This window comes from Janthinobacterium sp. SUN211, assembly GCF_030587315.1.
Classification (GTDB): Bacteria; Pseudomonadota; Gammaproteobacteria; order Burkholderiales; family Burkholderiaceae_D; genus Janthinobacterium; species Janthinobacterium kumbetense.
In genome coordinates, this window is sequence record NZ_JAPWIC010000005.1 from 308,719 (window position 1) to 324,826 (window position 16,108).

The window sequence follows — 16,108 nt, forward strand, 5'->3', positions numbered from 1 at the left end:
CTTGGCTATCAGGGCGGCGCTGCTGGTTGGTAGGCGAACGTCTTATTTTAAAATTCAAAGCGCTTTGGGTATGAAATGAGTATAGTTCAAAGCGCTTTGAAAAGTAAAGCGATACACGCGCCAGACATACGATTTTTTTATGAGGGTGATTCAGGAAGGCGAGGCGGGAGCGCCGGCCAGGCGGCCGGCGGCATGGGGACAGCGGAAAACGTCTAAGTAATCCTCAGGAAATTATTGTGAATTACTTAGTGCGGCACGGGGCCGGCGGACTCGCCCGGCAACAGTTCGCATGGCCACAGTTCCTGCAAGTCGGTGACGGGCGCGCCGTCCATCAGGGCCAGCAGCATGTGGATCATCTTCGCGCCGGCGCCGCGCGGGTCGGGCTGGACGACGGTGGTGACGTTGTGGCCGGCCAGGGAATCTTCCATCACGCCCCAGACGATCAGCGACATGTCGCGGCCGATGGCGATGCCCGCGTCGAGCAGGGCGCGCACGGCGCCCACGCCCGACATGTGGTTGTCGACGATGACGGCCGTGGGGCGGGGCGAGCGGGCCAGCAGGCGCTGCATGGCCTGGTAGCCGGCGCGGCGGTCGTGCGCGTTGTCGACCAGGTTGTCCGGGTCGACGGCGAGGCCGCCCGCCTGCATGGCGTGCTGGAAACTCTCGACGCGCTGGCGCACGAAGTTCAGGTCCGGCGTGGCGCTGATCAGGCCGATGCGCTGGTGGCCCAGCTGCGCCAGGCGCTCGACGGCCAGGCGCATGCCGGCCTCGTTGTCGTAGTCGAACCACGCGTGCGGCTGGTTCAGCTGGGTGCGGCCATGCGCGACAAACGGCATGCCCTGCTGCGCCAGGTAGGCGATGCGCTCGTCGAACGGCTTCGTGCGGCCGACAACGAGGCCATCGATGCGGCGGCCCTTGACCATGCGTTCATAGGTGTGGAATTCGTTGGTGGCCGAGGCGGGCGCGATCATCATGTCCATCTGTTGGGCTTCCAGCGCTTCCGACATGCCGCCCACGATGTCGATGAACATGGGGTCGGCCAGGTCGTTCGGCATCAGCGGGTAGATGATGCCGACGATATTCGTGCGTCCCACGGCCAGGCTGCGCGCCATGGGATTGGGGCGGTAACCGGCCGCCTGCGCGGCGGCCAGCACCCGCTCGCGCGTGCGTTCGCTCACTTCCGGATAGCCATTCAAGGCGCGGCTGACGGTGGTTTCGGATATTCCTAGCGTTTTGGCGAGATTTTTGAGGTTCATGGATGCTGCGGTTGGGGTCTATCCAGGGTGGGTCGGGAGCGGTGCCGTGCGATGACGGGTAGTTTATCTGATAAATGCCGGATTGATCAGGGTCATGACAAGCGGCGGCGGCGCCCAAAAAAATACGCGGGCAAACCCAGGGGCGCCCGCGCTAAAAGAGGATACTGCTGAATCACTACATTGAAGCTGCCGGCCATCGCGTGCAGCGGCGAAATGGTGGGTCCGGATATTACTTGCCCCTGGATGAGCGGGCGGTGTTGCTGCCACCGGCAAGCGTCCGGGGACGCTTGCCAACGTTCTAGCGGCCTGCGATTACCACCAGCTTTCCACTTGGAAACCGACGGAACTGCCGTTGGTCTTGCCACCGAACACGCCGGTCGACGACAGCGCCGATTCCGCGGCGGCGGCCGACTGGGCTGCCTTGTTCCATTTGGCGTAGGTGTAGAAAGCGCGCAGCACGGGACGGGACCAGAAGCTGTTGCCGGCCGACAGTTGCGGCGCGAAGGTCAGCTTGGTCAGGTTGCGGCTTTCGCCGCCTTCCGGCTTGACGATGTCGTGGCCCAGTTCCACGGCCAGGCTGTAGTTGTCCGTGAAGTGGTAGACGGGACGCGCGCCGATCGACGTCCACTTGCTGCTCACGCCTGCCGATTCCTTGTCTTCGTAGACGAAGGTGCCCATGCCCGACCAGGCGCCTTTGGGCTGGATCATGATCTGTTCCGTCAGGCGCACGACCTTGTCATCCTTGTTGGCGCCCAGGCTGAAGCCGCCCGTGTTGGCGGCGCTGCCCTTGCCGTACTGTAATGCCACCTTGTTGAAGCCGCCCAGCAGATTGCCCTGCGTATGCATGATGGTCAGCAAGTGGCCGCTGGCGATGGGGGCCGCGCCTTGCGCATTGCGTTTCTGGTTGAATTGCAGGCCCAGGGTCAGTTCGCCATCCGGGTTGACCTTGATGCCGGAGAAGCGCAGGTCGTGGGACAGGCCCATGCGCTTGCTGTCGCCGTCATCGGCCGTGCGCACGACGGCGTAGGCCAGCTTGGCGGCGCCCAGGTCGATGTTTTCCAGGCCGGCGCCAGGGCCGCTGTTGTTCCAGAAGTAGTAATCGGTGATGTGCACGTCCTGGCGGTCGTAGTAGCGCTTGCCGACCCAGGCGCGCGCTTCGGCGAAAGCGCCCGTGCCGATCTTGTCGGCGACGACGTTCATTTCGCGCCACGACGGGTCCGATTGCTCCCAGTCCTGGTTCTGGTTGACGGAGAACGCCACCAGGGTATTGATGCGGAAGGTGGTGCCGTTGGCTGCCTTGAAGGCTTCGCCGCCGAATTTCAGCTCGCCGTAGGTTTCGCACTCATTGCCCAGACGATACTTGGACGAGGCGCCGGCCAGGCCGAAACACGCTTCCTTGCCGCCTTCGCTGCTGGTGCCGAAGCCCGAGCGGATGTAGCCGCCGAAATCGATCGGCAGGGCGGCCTGGGCGGCCGAAGCGCTCAAGGCCAACGCCACGGCGGCAGGCAAAGTTTTCAAGAAATGTTTGTTCATTGCGTCTCCAGTGTTTTTATAGGTGTGGGATCGGTGCGCATAACTTCGCACAACCAAAGCGCTTTAGTTATGTTTCAAAGCGCTTTGAGTATAGTTCAAAGCGCTTTGATGAGTAAACTAGTTTTATCTTTGAAAACTTTTGAGGTGTTGCGGAGAAGCATCAAAGGCGGGCGGCGGCGCGTGGGCGCCGCCGGGTATGGCGGGGCAAGGGATGGCTGCTGCGGGAAAGCCGGGCCGCTTAGTTTGGCGTCTTGCAGGCGGGCAGGGCGGCCGCGTCCCGCGCGGCGTCGGCCGCATTCGCCGGATGGCGCAGGAAGGCGAGGATCAGCAGGGCCGACGCCGTGGTGATGCTGGCCAGCACATACAGCAAGTGGCGGAAGGCGGCGCCATAGGCTTGCGCCAGTTCGGCGGCGCCGGCCTGCGGCAACAACGTGCCCGCATGGCGCAGCTCGCCCAGCGCCAGGAAGGGTGCCGCCAGCGCCGCCTGCTCCGCGCCGATGCCGGCAAGGCCGGCGCCGCCCAGCGCCGCCATGGTGAAGGTGCCCAGCAGCGCGCTGACGATGGCCAGCGCCAGCCCTTCGCCCGCCACGCGCGTCGTATTGAAGATGCCGGCCGCCATGCCGGCCCGTTCGACGGGCACGACGCTGATGGCCAGGCCATCCATCAAGCCCCAGGGCAGGCTGATGCCGCAGCCGATCAGCAACAGTGGCCCCAGCAAGGTGGCGGGTGCCTGGCCCGGTGTGCAAGTGGAGAGCCACAGCAAGCCGCCCGCCGCCAGCAGCAGGCCGCTGGCGCAGATGTGCGCGGCGGCAAGGCGCTGCGCCGCCATGCCGGCCAGGATCGGCAGCACCAGCATGGGCGCCGACAGGGCGATCATCATGCGTCCCGCTTCCAGCGCGCTGTAGCCTTCGATGCCGATGAAGCGGGCCGGCAGCAGCACCAGCAGCACGACGAAGGAAAACGCGGGCGCGGCCGCCAGCAGTTGCACACCGGCAAAGGCGGGCAGGCGGAACAGGGATAAATCCAGCATGGGCCGCGCCGCGCGCCGTTCCACGCGGATGAAGATAGCCAGCAGCAAGGCCGCGGCACTGAACAAACCCAGGCTGGCGGCGCTGTCCCAGCCACTGTCGGGCGCCTGCAGCAAGCCATAGGTAAACAGGGACAATGCGCCGGTAAACGTCAGGGCGCCGGGCCAGTCGACGCCCTGCGCCTGCGGGTCGCGCGATTCGCGCATGGCGCGCGCGGCGGCCAGCAGGGCGGCCAGGCCAGCCGCGGCCGTGGCGACAAAAATGGCGCGCCAGCCCGTGTGCGTGATCAAGGTGCCGGCCAGGAAGGGACCGAAGGCCAGGCCCACGCCGAAGGCCGTGCCGATCAGGCTGAAGGCGCGCGCGCGGGCGGGGCCGTCGAATTCCTGCGCCAGGGCCGCCAGTCCGCTCGACAGGGCCATGGCGCAGCCCAGGCCCTGCACGGCGCGCAGCACGTCGAGCCACAGGATGCCGGGCGCGGCCGAGAGCGCCAGCGCGGCGGCGGAAAACACGCCCATGCCCAGCAAGAACACGCGCTTGCGGCCATAGCGGTCGGCCAGCGCGCCGGCCACCATCAGGCAGCCGCCAAAGCTGAGCATGAAGGCATTCGTGATCCACGCCAGCGCCAGCGGCGAGCCGTGCAGGTCGGCGGCGATGGCGGGAATGGCGATGGCCGGCCCCGTAAAACTGAGCGGCATGCATAGCGCGGCCAGGCAGACGGCCGCCAGCACGAAGGCACGCCGGGCCGGGGAGGCCGGCTTCATACGGTGATTGGTATCCATGGGAATGATTCCAGAAAGAGGGAATCCGATGATAATATGGACGTAATCAATGAAAAAGTGGTTGAAAATCCACTCATAACGGACAAATATTCCCCAATCAACATGGCGAGATGATATGGATAATCTGAACGGCATTGCCGCCTTCGTGCGCGCGGCGGAAACGTCCAGTTATGTGGCGGCCGGGCGGCTGCTCGGGGTGTCGGCCTCGGCCGTGGGCAAGAGCGTGGCGCGGCTGGAAGAAAAGCTGGGCGTGCGCCTGCTCAACCGCAGCACGCGGCGCATCAGCCTGAGCAACGAGGGGGCGCTGTTTTACGAACGCTGCCAGCGCATCCTGGCCGACCTCGGTGATGCCGAGGCGGAACTGTCGCACCTGGCCGAGGCGCCGCGCGGCAAGCTCAAGGTCAGCCTGCCCGTGATCGGCTACCGCATCATCCTGCCCCTGTTGGCCGACTTTACGCGCCGGTATCCGGAAATCGAGCTCGACCTCGATTTCAACGACCGCCTCGTCGACGTGGTAGCCGAAGGCGTCGACGTGGCCGTGCGCAGCGGCACCTTGACGGATTCGCGGCTGATGGCGCGCGAGTTGGGGCCGTTTGCCTTCGCCATCGTCGGCTCGCCCGCGTATTTCGCCCGCCACGGCGTGCCGGCCACGCCGCGCGCGCTGGAAGGGCACGCTTGCGTGCGCTATAAATTCCCCACCACGGGAAAACTGCAGGAATGGGCGCTGCAGCGGGCCGGGGGCGACAGCGGCGGCGAGTTGCGCTTGCCGACGGCCTTGACCTGCAACAATATCGAAGCCTTGATCGGCGCCGCCACGCAGGGCGTGGGCCTCGCTTACCTGCCTGACTTTATCGTGCACGACGCCATCGCGCGCGGCGAATTGCAAGCCGTGCTGGCCGGCTACCTGCTGCACTCAAGCAAGTTCTGGGTGCTGTGGCCATCGAGCCGCCACCTGTCGCCCAAAATTCGCGTCTTTGTTGACCATTTGTGTACCCACCTGCATTTTTCCGCGCCCCCTGCCGACCCTGCATCCTTCCCGTGATGCCCCTGGCCGCCGCACCGGCGGCTGGTTGGGGGAATATTCCTACCCCAAAGAGATTATTCCTAACAGCGCTGAATTTATATTTGCTGCACCGCATCAGGCAATGCCGCACGGCATCAACTTATACCCTTCCTGAATACCCGTCATTCGTTATGGAAATTGCCATAAGGAATTTATTTATGTTAATTTCATATCTGTTTCTGCAACATTGCATCGGCTGGTCGCTTGCGGGAACATGTGCAGGATTAGGCGCCATAAGCGTGTAGTAACCAACAATTAAGGGATGGTAACCCCGTTCCGTTCAGGGAGTGTGCATGAAGACAGTCACGACGACACCGCCGGATCTGGCGCCAGCCGCGCCAGCGAAACCGGCCCGTAAAACGGGTCTGCTGCTTGGTGGCGGCGCACCAAATTCCACCTTGATCGCCGGCGCCCTGGCCGCTTTCCTCGACGAAGGCATCGAGTTCGACGTCATTTCCGCCTCGGGCGCCGGTGTGTTGATGGGTTTGCTTTACACGACGCCGCACGAGGCAACGCCGCGCCAGGCCTTGCAAAGCTGGGCCGACACGGGCGTGGCCGACAGCATTTACAAGATGATCCCGATCAACTACAAGGTGTTCCAGAAGCCGGGCATGCACGCGAGCACTTTCCGCGACGCCTTCCAGCCGCCGGCCAACAATCCTTTTTTTCAGGCGTTCCAGCAAACGTTTGCGGGCGTGCCCACGGCCTGGTCGGACTGGGGCAAGCTGATGGTGTCGTCGCTGTCGCCGTCGGACCTGTCGGCGAAAAGCCTGGGCCTGTGCGCGCACTTGCCCTTCCTGGAAAAGGCCGTGGATTTCTCGGGCGTGGCCCGCATGCGTCCCGATTTCTACATCAATGCCTACAACCTCAGCGAACACCGCATGCAAATCTGGGGCAAGCACGAAATCGAACCCATCCACGTGCGCGCCGCGTTGTCGTTCCCGTTTCTGTATGCGCCCACGACCATCGCGGGCGACGATTACATCGAAGGCGCGGCGCTCGACACGCTCAATTTCGACCCGTTTATCGAAGGCAAGGGCGAGCACCATGACGCCGACACCCTGGTCATCCTCGATATCCTCGGTGACGAACGCTTGCTGCGCAAGCCGCGCAACCTGTACGACGCCTGGGTGCGCTCCATCATCACGCCGCTGGTGAAGATTTCCAAGAGCGAGCTGCGTCTGTTCGAACTCGAGCACAACACGGATGCGCGCACGGGCCAGCCCAAGCGGCGCCTGCTCAAGCTCGACCTGATGGGCGGCATCCCGGAACAGCACTGGCCCGATACCCTGGACTGGTCCAGTTCGAACATGCAACTGCTGTTCGACGTGGGCCACAAGGCGGGCCTGGCGTTTTGCCGCCAGCATGGCGACTTGCTGCGCCGCACGCCTGACGCTTCCCCGCTGGCGGCCTAGCCACCGATCCCCGGCCACCCGATCGGCAGCTATTTATCCTGCCTGGCCTTGCCAGGCCACTCTTTTTACTGTGAAACACCATGAATATCACCAAGCAATTAATTCTGACTCTCACCATCGCATTGCTGGCCCTGCTGTTGCTGGGCGCCGGCGGCGCCATCCAGCTGCAGCGCGCCCAGGAGCGTTTTGACACGGTGCAAAACCGCATCATCCCCAGCATCCAGGGCTTGAATGCGGCCAAGGGTTTCCTGGCCGATTCGCGCCTGGCCGGCTACCGCCTGTCCGTGTTCTCGAATTTGGCCGACAAGACGGCGCTGGACAAGGCTGTCGCCGATGCCAACACGAATTTCGACAAGGTCATCACCACTTACCGCGCCGAGCGCCTGTACGACGCGACGGACAGCAAGATGCTCGATGCCGACCAGGCCGCCATGGAAGCCTACCGCCGCGCACTGGTGCCATTCTTTGCCGCCGCCTACGCGGGTGACATGGATGGCGTGCGCGCCACCTTGCTGGCCGGCACGCCGCTGGCCATCACGGCCGCGGCCGCCAAGAAAAGCATGGATGACCATATCGCCTACAACAACAAGCTGGTCGATGACGTGAAAGCGGAAAGCCTGGCCGCCTACGATACGGCGTTCAACACCATGCTGGCCGTGCTGGGCGTGGCCGTGCTGCTGACGGGCGCGCTGGCCTGGCATATCTACCGCACCATCAGCGGTGGCCTGGGCGATATCGAACACACGCTGGAGCGTGTCAGCGCTTCGCTGGACCTGTCCGCCGCCATGCCCGTCGAGCGCATGGATGAAGTGGGCCGCACGGCCACCGCCTTCAACAAATTCCTCGAGCGTATCGTTGGCGTGATCGCCACCGTGCGCACCTCGGCCGATACGGTCAGCGTGGCGGCCGCGCAGATTTCCGCCGGCAACGCGGACTTGTCCGTACGCACGGAGCAGCAGGCGTCTTCCCTGGAAGAAACTGCGTCCAGCCTGGAAGAGTTGACCTCGGCCGTGCGCCAGAATACGGACAATGCGCGCCAGGCGAATTCGCTGGCCGTGTCCGCTTCGGACGTGGCCCGCAAGGGTGGCGCCGTGGTGGCGCAAGTGGTGGGCACGATGGGTTCGATCAATGAATCGGCGAAGAAGATCGCCGACATTATCGGCGTGATCGACGGCATTGCCTTCCAAACCAACATTTTGGCGTTGAATGCGGCCGTCGAAGCGGCCCGCGCGGGCGAACAGGGCCGCGGCTTCGCCGTGGTGGCCACCGAAGTGCGCAACCTGGCGCAGCGCTCGGCGGCTGCCGCCAAGGAAATCAAGGGCTTGATCGAGGATTCCGTCGACAAGGTCAACACGGGCAGCGCGCTGGTCGACCAGGCGGGCGCGACGATGGAAGAAATCGTCGCCAGCATCCGTCGCGTGACGGACATCATGGGCGACATCGCCAACGCCAGCCACGAGCAAAGCGCCGGCATCGAGCAAGTGAACCAGGCCATTTCGCAAATGGACCAGGTGACCCAGCAGAACGCGGCCCTGGTGGAAGAGGCGGCCGCAGCCGCATCCTCGCTGCAAGACCGCGCCGTCGAGCTGGTCGACGTGGTGGCCGTGTTCCGCCTGCGTGGCGACGCCCAGGCAAAACCGTTGAAAGTGGCAGGCGGCTTGCCGGCCCCGGCTTCCGCCTCAGCCAGCCGGCGCCTGGCGTTGCCAGGCCGCAGCGCCCGCGCTTAAGCTTGGAAATTGCCCCGGTACGCCGGGGTTTTTCTTTGGTGGCGGTGCTGTTCCATGGGGGAACGTTGATGTTGGGATGGCAAGGGCAGGGCGCCGCCTGGTTCCGCGGCAGTCTGGGAGTATGCTTGCCTTTTACGCGTGTGAGTCCGCAGTCCAAAGCGGATATCGCAGTCGAAGCGCGTTAAGACGGGAGTAAGCGATCAAGTTTGGCCCCGTGTCATAACTTGCCCGAAGCAGGAGTGCGTTTGCGCTCTGGCAAGTTGAATCCCGTTTTATAAAACGCATCCTTGAATTCTACGCATCCATTACAGGGCCTAACGGTTTCTAATGCCGATATGCGCTGTTCAGTCAGTTGCATCAAACATAGGTCCATCGAAAAATGGTAAGCACTTCCACCATGCATCGCCTTGTTCTGGAACTTGCACTCCGCGTCGCGGAAAACAAGCCATGCACGTTGCGCGCTTTGCAGCCCTTGTGGCTTGGCAAGCGCGTACATCAATGTCTTGTAGATGACGTTTAAACGCGTGTCGGATTCTTTAAGCTCTCGACTCATGCAGAAAGTATTTTCAAGATTATTACTTTCTTCACAATGCTCCTGCTTTATCGATGCCATATCGCTTTGTTGTTCGGAGGCATTGGTCAAGGACGACAGCGAAAGGCACAAGAAAATACCGCCCAACATGGATAACCGGCTTAAAACAGCAATTCCCACGAGCACTCGCTCCTTCTGATAATTGATCGTATTGAGGTCCGCTCCTGGCCTGACCCAGTTGTTAATCAAAGATAATTCGCTGTCCCACTTCGAATTCATTCTCGTGGCAGTAAAACAGGATAAGCGGCGTGTCCTTCGAATAAACCATCGCGTCGTCACGTGAAGGGACAAAAATATCCGACCAATTCTCGACCAGGAACACACTGCTGCACAAGAAACATTCGTCTTCTCCAAATACCACCACGACTTGCTGGTTTCCCGGCACACGGGCACGTAACCATTTGCTTGCGATGGCCGCATCCTCTCCGGATGCGAACCGCTCGATCGCGTCAACGGTGTTAACGTTCAGGCCGAGATGCGTCTTCGAGTCGTGAAGGCCTGCTATCCCATAGGCGCGGCGGGCATCCTCGGCATGCAGCCAGGCGATATCCGCTGAGTGATGCTGTAGTTCCTGAACCCGCCAATGTGCTGTGTTCATCATTTCTCAAAGTTTCATATGTTCATGGCCATGGCGAGCAGCAGTTTATGGTCGAATCCGGTGTCTTCCTTGATCCTGGCGCCAAACAAGGCTGTCATCATGGCCCGGCTTTATCTGCGACCAGTATAACCAGAATCTAATTCTATTGGCATGATAAAAAAACAGTGTATCCTGTAATTCCAGCAGATATATTTTTTTGTCGAGGCAAAGAAAAAGCTGCGGCATTTGTTTTTGCTGGCGAAGTATCTTTGAACTGGCGCAATGGCATGGCGATATTGTGTAATGAATGTTATGCCGCAGGCCAATATGCAGACACTGCGCGGCGCCGGATAGCAGACCCAGTTACTTTCACCACAATGATAGGGAGATTCCCAATTGATGCAAATCAAAGAAAGCATCCACATTGCAGTCCCGCCCACGGTCGTCGACCAGATTTGGAGCGAGGTCGACCGTTGGCACCTTTGGGATCCGGATACAAAGCAAGCCCGGCTCAATGGGCCGTTCGCGGTGGGGACGCATGGCAGGATCGTTCCCAGCAAGGGCATGGGCATTCCGCTGCTGGTCACGGAGCGCACTGCCGGCCGCTCGTTCACCGTCGAGGGCCACATCCCCCTGTTCCGCATCCACTTCGAGCACACGGTTGCCGCCGTCAATGGCGGGTCGGAAGTCGTTCACCGCGTGTGGTTCACGGGAGCGCTTGCCTTTCTGTTCGGGCCAGGCGTTGCCAGGCAAGTCAGGGACGGGCTTCCCAAGACGATGCTTTCGCTGAAGGCCTATGCCGAGAAGCGCAACGAAACGCTCCACGATGACGAGGCGGGCAAGGCGGACGCGACAACAGCCTGATAGATAGTTTCCCCTCGTCAATTCCTTGCAAAGCACTGCAGCAAATTAACGTGCCGTTCCCGTCATGATGGAATACAATTCTTGCGTGGCAGCCAGCTTGCCTGGCAAGGCCGGGCACGGCACCACGCTTTGACCTCGGAAAGATGTTGGCTTATGACTCTGCAGTTCCCCCTGCGAACGGCGCCTTGCGCGCCATCCACGCTCCGCCTTTCACGCAAGCCCTTCGTTTCCCTGTTCGTCCTGACGTTTTCGTGCCTGCTGCTCACGGCGCCCGTCATGGCGGCCACGCCAGCCAGCGGCAGCGTCATGCTGGAAGAACTGACCAGCACGGAGTTGCGCAGCCGTATCGACCATGGCGCCACCACTGTGCTGGTGCCGATTGGCGGCGTCGAGCAGAGCGGGCCGTACATCGCGCTGGGCAAGCACAATGTGCGCGCCGGGCTGCTGGCGCGGCAGATTGCGCAAAAGCTGGGCAATACCATCGTCGCGCCCGTCGTTTCCTACGTGCCGGAAGGCAGTATTTCGCCGCCGGCAGGCCACATGCGCTTTGCCGGCACGATCTCGATACCGCCAGCCGCCTTCGAAGCCGTGCTGGAAGGGGCGGCCGCCAGCCTGCGCCAGCATGGTTTCCGCGACATCATTTTTCTCGGCGACCATGGCGGCTATCAAAAGAACGAGCAAAACGTGGCGAATAAGCTCAACCGCGCCTGGGGCAAGGCTTCCACCGGCAAGGAAGCGCGCGCTTATGCCTTGCTCGACTACTATGACATCACGCAATCGGCCTATATTGCCGAACTGCAGAAGCGCGGCCACAGCAGCGCCGAGATCGGCCTGCATGCCGGTTTGGCGGACGCGGCGCTGATGCTGGCGACGGACCCGTCGCTCGTGCGCAGCGAGGCCATGGCTCACGGACCCAAGCCTGGCGTGGCGGACGGCGTGCGCGGCGACGCGACCCGCGCCACGGCTGAACTGGGCCAGATCGGTATCAAGCTGCAGGTGGACACCTCGGTGGCCGCCATCAGGCAACTGCTGCAACGACCTAAATAATTCCGCTGGAAGTGCTGAACTTCCGGCTTTTGCAACGAAACGACGCGAAATCACATGAAAAAATCTCAACGACGCACCATCGTCACCTTGTCCGCCCTGGCTGCCGCACTGGCCGGCTTGGGCGTGGCCAGCCAGGTCATCGGCGCCAGTACGCCGGCCCTGGCCGCTGCAGCACCGGCCGCAACCTATTCGCCGCTGCCGGGCATGCCGCCGCTGGTGGACCCGAAAAACGTGTATGGCAGCATCGCCAGCAGCAATATGAGCCCCGTCGTCAAGGATCACTTGCGCCGCGTCTACGTGCCCAACCTGCGCTCGAACGACGTGTATGTGATCGACCAGGACAGCCTGAAAGTGGTGGACAAGTTCAAGGTGGGCAGCGGTCCGCAACACGTCGTGCCGTCGTGGGACTTGCGCACCCTGTGGGTGGCGAATAACGCCGAGCGCACGGACAAGGGCAGTTTGACGCCGATCGACCCCCTGACGGGCAAGCCGGGCAAGGAAGTGCCCGTCGATGATCCCTACAATATGTATTACACGCCGGACGGCAAGTCGGCCATCGTCGTGGCCGAAGCGCGCCACCGCCTCGATTTCCGCGATCCGAAGACCATGGCCGTGCAGTATTCGATCGACACGCCCCAGTGCGGCGGCATCAACCATGCCGATTTTTCCAATGATGGCCGCTACGCCATGTTTACCTGCGAATTCGACGGCACCATCGCCAAGATCGACCTGGTGGGCCGCAAGGTCGATGGTTATTTGAAATTGCAGATGCCGGCCAAGCGCTTTGCCGAGTCCGGCCCCGTGGGCGGCCCGGCGAATGAAATCTGCAGCGTCAAGAAGGGCATGCCGCAAGACATACGCATCTCGCCGGACGGCAAGAAATTCTTTATCGCCGACATGGACGCCGACGGCGTACACATCGTCGATGGCGCCACGCTGAAGGAAATCGGCTTCATCCAGACGGGCGTGGGCGCGCACGGCCTGTACCCCAGCCGTGATGGTAAAAAGTTGTACGTGGCCAACCGCGGCACGCACCGCATCCACGGCAAGCCGAAGGGCAAGGGCAGCGTCAGCGTGATCGATTTCGCGACGGAAAAAGTCGTGTCGAACTGGCCGATCCCCGGCGGCGGCAGCCCCGACATGGGCAATGTGAGTGCCGATGGTAAATATCTGTGGCTGTCCGGCCGTTTCGACGACGTGGTGTACCGCATCGATACCAACAGTGGCGACGTTTCCAAAGTGAAAGTCGGCCAGGAGCCGCACGGCCTGACCGTGTGGCCGCAGCCGGGCCGCTATTCGCTGGGCCATACGGGCAACCTGCGCTAGGCGAGGCGCGTGGCGCTCCCTGGAGCCGCAGTGCCGGGTCTGCAGTTATGCTTGCCTAAAAGGCAATGTTGGCGCATACTGTATTCCCCATTCCACTACCTTCAGGGAGCACCAGCATGATTCTTGATCACATCGGTTTGAATGTCAGCGATGCACAGGCCAGCAAGGCCTTCTTTTCGGCCGCCCTGGCGCCTCTGGGCGTATCGGTGGTGATGGAAGTGCAGGGCTGGGTCGGCCTGGGCAAGGATGGCAAGCCCGATTTCTGGTTCGGCGTGGGCGGCGCGCCGCATGCCGGCATGCATCTCGCCTTCGCGGCGGACAACCGCGCCCAGGTGGACGCGTTTTACCAGGCCGCGCTGGCCGCGGGCGGCAAGGACAATGGCGCCCCCGGTATCCGCGAAATCTATCACCCGAATTACTACGGCGCCTTCGTGCTGGGCCCGGACGGTCACAATGTCGAAGCCGTCTGCCACCGTCCCGAACCTTGACGCCGGTCATTACCTGAAGAGAGCAGCATGAAGCACAGCGCCACCCTGTTTGCCGACGATGCCGGCCGCTATGCCTATGTGAAAGCGGGCTTTTCCTGGCCGGCTCTTTTGCTGGGCTCGCTCTGGGCCGTCGCCAAGCGCCGCTGGTGGCTGTTGCTGCTCATGCTGGCCATGGATGCCTGCCTGTGGTTTGGCAGCCACCTGGCCACCGAACTGCGCATCGGCCCGATGATGCTGCTGATGGCCGCCGCGGAGCTCAGTTACCTGCTGGCGCGCGGCTGGTATGGCAACCGCTGGCTGGAAGCGTCGCTGCGCAGCCGTGGCTACAAGCCCGTCGTGCCGGGCTGAGCGTGCCTGGCACAAATTTCCCGTCACGTCACTGACGTTTGCCAAAGGCAAGCCGTCCAGCCAAAACTTTCTGCGCAGCCTAGCGCACCTTTGATCCAGATCATCCCTCAACTGCGGTGCTCACGTAGCCTTGGGACTCGCGTTGCAAAGCATCGTCCCACCAATCGGATATGTTTTTTCGCGTTTCGTGGCGTAGCCCGGCCGTCTCCCTCACCGTTCGACAGCCGGTGGTGTCGCCATCTGTTTATGTCCACCCAACCGCTATCTAATGAGGAACTCCATGTATCCATATTCCCGTAGTGTTACCCCCGCCGCCAAAAACCACCTGGAAGCGCAACTGGCTTTTTTCAATGGACTGTCGAAGTCGCTGTTCCAGTCGGTGCAGCACTTCAGCGACCTGAACATGCAACTGGCGCAAGGCTTGCTGGAAGAAACCGCAGTCACCAGCCAGAACCTGCTGACGGTCGAGCGCGCTGAAGATGTGTTCCAGGTGGCTGCCGCGGCGGGCCAGCCAGCCGCCGAGCAACTGCGCAAGTACCAGCAACAGGTGTCGCGCCTGGCAGCCGATACGCAGGTCGAACTGGCCAACGTGGCAGAGCGTCATGTGAATGAAACGAGCCGTACTGCCAAGGCGCTGGCCGAAGAAGTGGCCCGCACGGCGTCGGAAGAAACGGAGAAAAACGTGCGCAAGCAGCAGGAAGCCATGCAGCGCATCGCTGAACCGTTCCAGGCCTATCAGCAAAACGGCGCCAGCCGCGACCAGCAACGGGGCGCGCAAAGCCGTGACGGCCAAAGCCTGCAAAGCGGCAGCCACCAGGGCAGCCAGCAGTCGGCCGGCAGCGAAGGCTCGGCCAGCGGCAGCGTATCGCAAGCGGGTTCCGCACAAAGCAAGAGCAGCAGCGCCAGCCGTAAAGAGTAAGCACGAGGCTGCTTGCGGCTGAGCCGCTTCGCGAGGGCCGAGCCTTGAGCTGCGGCCAGCCGGCACGCAGTATCGTGCCTCCTGGTTTTGGGCAGAGCGCCCGCCCTTCACGGGGCGGGCGTTTTGTCGTATGCGTGCAGTTCAGAGGCCGGCGTGGCCGCGCCAGGTGAGCGGGTGGGCACGGTGATGCTTGCCGGCACGGCTGTCTTCGGCGAGACGGCGGACAAGACCGCGTCACCGCTCCCGCTCCCGCTGTTGGCGTCGATGAAGGCGCTGACGGCGTCCAGGGTGGGCGCCAGCCTGCGCAAGGGCGCGGCCAGCGTGGCGACCAGGGTGGCGTGGCCCACGTGGTCGAAATACGTTTCCGTCACGGGCCTGGCAAGCGTCCGCAAGGCCTTGGCCAGACCGCCCGTGTTGCGTCGCGGATCGACCAGTTTATCCTGTCCGGGCAGGGGGGCGATCAGCAGGGCGGGCGGGGCTTCGGCCGTCACGTGGTGGATGGGCTGCGACGCGGCGGGTGTGTCCGGGTAAAAGAAAACGGGCCGGGTGGTGGTGTTTTCGATTGGCAAGAAATCATAGGGGCCGGCCAGGCCTATCCAGCCCCGCAAGTCGTGCGGGTGCATGCCGTGGCGCGCCAGCAGGCTGGCGTCGAGCGCCACCATCGCCGCATTGTAGGCGCCGGCGCTATGGCCCATGACGAACAGGCGCGTCGGGTCGCCGCCGTGGCGGCTCGATTCCATCGCGGCCCAGGCCACGGCGCGGGCCGCGTCCTGCAGGATTTCGGGATAGTGCACGTCCGGATACAGCCGGTAGTCGGCGATCACGGCCAGATAGCCGCGCGCCGCCAGCGCATGGCCCACAAAGGCATAGTCGGCGCGCTCGCCCGTCGTCCAGTTGCCGCCATAAAAGAACACCACCACGGGCACGGGCCCCGTGCGGGTCTTGGGGGCGTACACATCGAGTTTTTGCCGTGGCAGGGGGCCGTAAGCGAGGCCGCGCGTCACGTGCGAGGCGCTGCCGGACGAGAAGGCATTGATGGCCATCAAGGGCGAGCAGGCGGCCAGGCCGGCAGCCAGCGGGATGGCCGCCAGCAAACCGAGCAGGGTGGTGCGCAGGATCGTCATGCCAGCTCCTGATGGTGAGGGT

15 protein-coding genes are annotated in these 16,108 nt (G+C 62.8%); 9 read left to right on the forward strand and 6 right to left on the reverse strand.

Annotated elements, in window-relative coordinates:
* Positions 1-245 precede the first annotated feature (245 nt).
* The 3 genes from O3301_RS18735 to O3301_RS18745 form a co-directional block, all read right to left on the reverse strand.
* Positions 246-1,256, reverse strand: coding sequence for a substrate-binding domain-containing protein (locus tag O3301_RS18735; RefSeq protein WP_305057130.1), 1,011 nt, complete (start codon positions 1,254-1,256; stop codon positions 246-248).
* A 312-nt stretch (positions 1,257-1,568) separates the two neighbouring features.
* A complete protein-coding gene (locus O3301_RS18740; protein WP_099664596.1) occupies positions 1,569-2,789 on the reverse strand; it encodes a carbohydrate porin in 1,221 nt (406 codons plus the stop codon).
* A 238-nt stretch (positions 2,790-3,027) separates the two neighbouring features.
* Positions 3,028-4,596 (reverse strand): MFS transporter, encoded by a 1,569-nt coding sequence (locus tag O3301_RS18745; RefSeq protein WP_305057131.1) that lies wholly within the window; start codon positions 4,594-4,596, stop codon positions 3,028-3,030.
* Between the two features lie 115 nt (positions 4,597-4,711).
* Here O3301_RS18745 and O3301_RS18750 point away from each other — a divergent pair, with 115 nt between their 5' ends.
* From O3301_RS18750 to O3301_RS18760, 3 genes are all read left to right on the forward strand, one after another.
* Complete coding sequence (locus O3301_RS18750) at positions 4,712-5,638, forward strand: LysR family transcriptional regulator (protein WP_289915881.1); 927 nt, start codon at positions 4,712-4,714, stop codon at positions 5,636-5,638.
* Positions 5,639-5,952: 314 nt separating this feature from the next.
* Positions 5,953-7,074 (forward strand): patatin-like phospholipase family protein, encoded by a 1,122-nt coding sequence (locus O3301_RS18755; protein WP_289906722.1) that lies wholly within the window; start codon positions 5,953-5,955, stop codon positions 7,072-7,074.
* Positions 7,075-7,154: 80 nt separating this feature from the next.
* Positions 7,155-8,801: a methyl-accepting chemotaxis protein gene (locus O3301_RS18760; protein ID WP_099664592.1), complete on the forward strand. Its 1,647-nt coding sequence runs from the start codon at positions 7,155-7,157 to the stop codon at positions 8,799-8,801.
* 217 nt (positions 8,802-9,018) lie between these two features.
* Here the strand turns inward: O3301_RS18760 and O3301_RS18765 are convergent, their stop codons facing one another.
* Positions 9,019-9,612 carry a lysozyme inhibitor LprI family protein gene (locus O3301_RS18765; RefSeq protein WP_305057132.1) on the reverse strand — a complete coding sequence of 198 codons (594 nt, stop codon included), beginning with the start codon at positions 9,610-9,612 and terminating at the stop codon, positions 9,019-9,021.
* Positions 9,575-9,994, reverse strand: a complete 420-nt coding sequence (locus tag O3301_RS18770; RefSeq protein WP_305057133.1) for a hypothetical protein — start codon at positions 9,992-9,994, stop codon at positions 9,575-9,577. Before O3301_RS18770 ends, O3301_RS18765 begins: the two co-directional genes overlap by 38 nt.
* Positions 9,995-10,369: 375 nt before the next feature.
* On the opposite strand from O3301_RS18770, the gene O3301_RS18775 reads away from it, so the two are divergent.
* The 6 genes from O3301_RS18775 (at position 10,370) to O3301_RS18800 (ending at position 14,962) form a co-directional block, all read left to right on the forward strand.
* Positions 10,370-10,834, forward strand: coding sequence for an SRPBCC family protein (locus tag O3301_RS18775; protein ID WP_305057134.1), 465 nt, complete (start codon positions 10,370-10,372; stop codon positions 10,832-10,834).
* Between the two features lie 276 nt (positions 10,835-11,110).
* The gene (locus O3301_RS18780) at positions 11,111-11,881 is read left to right on the forward strand and encodes a creatininase family protein (RefSeq protein ID WP_289905604.1); all 771 of its coding nucleotides are present in this window, start codon (positions 11,111-11,113) and stop codon (positions 11,879-11,881) included.
* A gap of 54 nt (positions 11,882-11,935) precedes the next feature.
* Positions 11,936-13,207, forward strand: a complete 1,272-nt coding sequence (locus O3301_RS18785; RefSeq protein ID WP_305057135.1) for a YncE family protein — start codon at positions 11,936-11,938, stop codon at positions 13,205-13,207.
* 116 nt (positions 13,208-13,323) lie between these two features.
* Positions 13,324-13,695, forward strand: a complete 372-nt coding sequence (locus O3301_RS18790; RefSeq protein ID WP_289905571.1) for a VOC family protein — start codon at positions 13,324-13,326, stop codon at positions 13,693-13,695.
* A 27-nt stretch (positions 13,696-13,722) separates the two neighbouring features.
* Positions 13,723-14,043, forward strand: a complete 321-nt coding sequence (locus O3301_RS18795; RefSeq protein WP_289911655.1) for a hypothetical protein — start codon at positions 13,723-13,725, stop codon at positions 14,041-14,043.
* Between the two features lie 280 nt (positions 14,044-14,323).
* Positions 14,324-14,962, forward strand: a complete 639-nt coding sequence (locus O3301_RS18800; protein WP_099664585.1) for a phasin family protein — start codon at positions 14,324-14,326, stop codon at positions 14,960-14,962.
* 107 nt (positions 14,963-15,069) lie between these two features.
* Here the strand turns inward: O3301_RS18800 and O3301_RS18805 are convergent, their stop codons facing one another.
* Positions 15,070-16,086, reverse strand: coding sequence for an alpha/beta hydrolase (locus O3301_RS18805; protein ID WP_305057136.1), 1,017 nt, complete (start codon positions 16,084-16,086; stop codon positions 15,070-15,072).
* Positions 16,087-16,108 lie beyond the last annotated feature (22 nt).

What these genes read in the sequence shown, in the direction of transcription:
- O3301_RS18735 (WP_305057130.1), bottom strand. Translation starts at nt 1,256, where the DNA reads ATGAACCTCAAAAATCTCGCCAAAACGCTAGGAATATCCGAAACCACC.
- O3301_RS18740 (WP_099664596.1), bottom strand. Translation starts at nt 2,789, where the DNA reads ATGAACAAACATTTCTTGAAAACTTTGCCTGCCGCCGTGGCGTTGGCC.
- O3301_RS18745 (WP_305057131.1), bottom strand. Translation starts at nt 4,596, where the DNA reads ATGGATACCAATCACCGTATGAAGCCGGCCTCCCCGGCCCGGCGTGCC.
- O3301_RS18750 (WP_289915881.1), top strand. Translation starts at nt 4,712, where the DNA reads ATGGATAATCTGAACGGCATTGCCGCCTTCGTGCGCGCGGCGGAAACG.
- O3301_RS18755 (WP_289906722.1), top strand. Translation starts at nt 5,953, where the DNA reads ATGAAGACAGTCACGACGACACCGCCGGATCTGGCGCCAGCCGCGCCA.
- O3301_RS18760 (WP_099664592.1), top strand. Translation starts at nt 7,155, where the DNA reads ATGAATATCACCAAGCAATTAATTCTGACTCTCACCATCGCATTGCTG.
- O3301_RS18765 (WP_305057132.1), bottom strand. Translation starts at nt 9,612, where the DNA reads ATGAATTCGAAGTGGGACAGCGAATTATCTTTGATTAACAACTGGGTC.
- O3301_RS18770 (WP_305057133.1), bottom strand. Translation starts at nt 9,994, where the DNA reads ATGATGAACACAGCACATTGGCGGGTTCAGGAACTACAGCATCACTCA.
- O3301_RS18775 (WP_305057134.1), top strand. Translation starts at nt 10,370, where the DNA reads ATGCAAATCAAAGAAAGCATCCACATTGCAGTCCCGCCCACGGTCGTC.
- O3301_RS18780 (WP_289905604.1), top strand. Translation starts at nt 11,111, where the DNA reads ATGGCGGCCACGCCAGCCAGCGGCAGCGTCATGCTGGAAGAACTGACC.
- O3301_RS18785 (WP_305057135.1), top strand. Translation starts at nt 11,936, where the DNA reads ATGAAAAAATCTCAACGACGCACCATCGTCACCTTGTCCGCCCTGGCT.
- O3301_RS18790 (WP_289905571.1), top strand. Translation starts at nt 13,324, where the DNA reads ATGATTCTTGATCACATCGGTTTGAATGTCAGCGATGCACAGGCCAGC.
- O3301_RS18795 (WP_289911655.1), top strand. Translation starts at nt 13,723, where the DNA reads ATGAAGCACAGCGCCACCCTGTTTGCCGACGATGCCGGCCGCTATGCC.
- O3301_RS18800 (WP_099664585.1), top strand. Translation starts at nt 14,324, where the DNA reads ATGTATCCATATTCCCGTAGTGTTACCCCCGCCGCCAAAAACCACCTG.
- O3301_RS18805 (WP_305057136.1), bottom strand. Translation starts at nt 16,086, where the DNA reads ATGACGATCCTGCGCACCACCCTGCTCGGTTTGCTGGCGGCCATCCCG.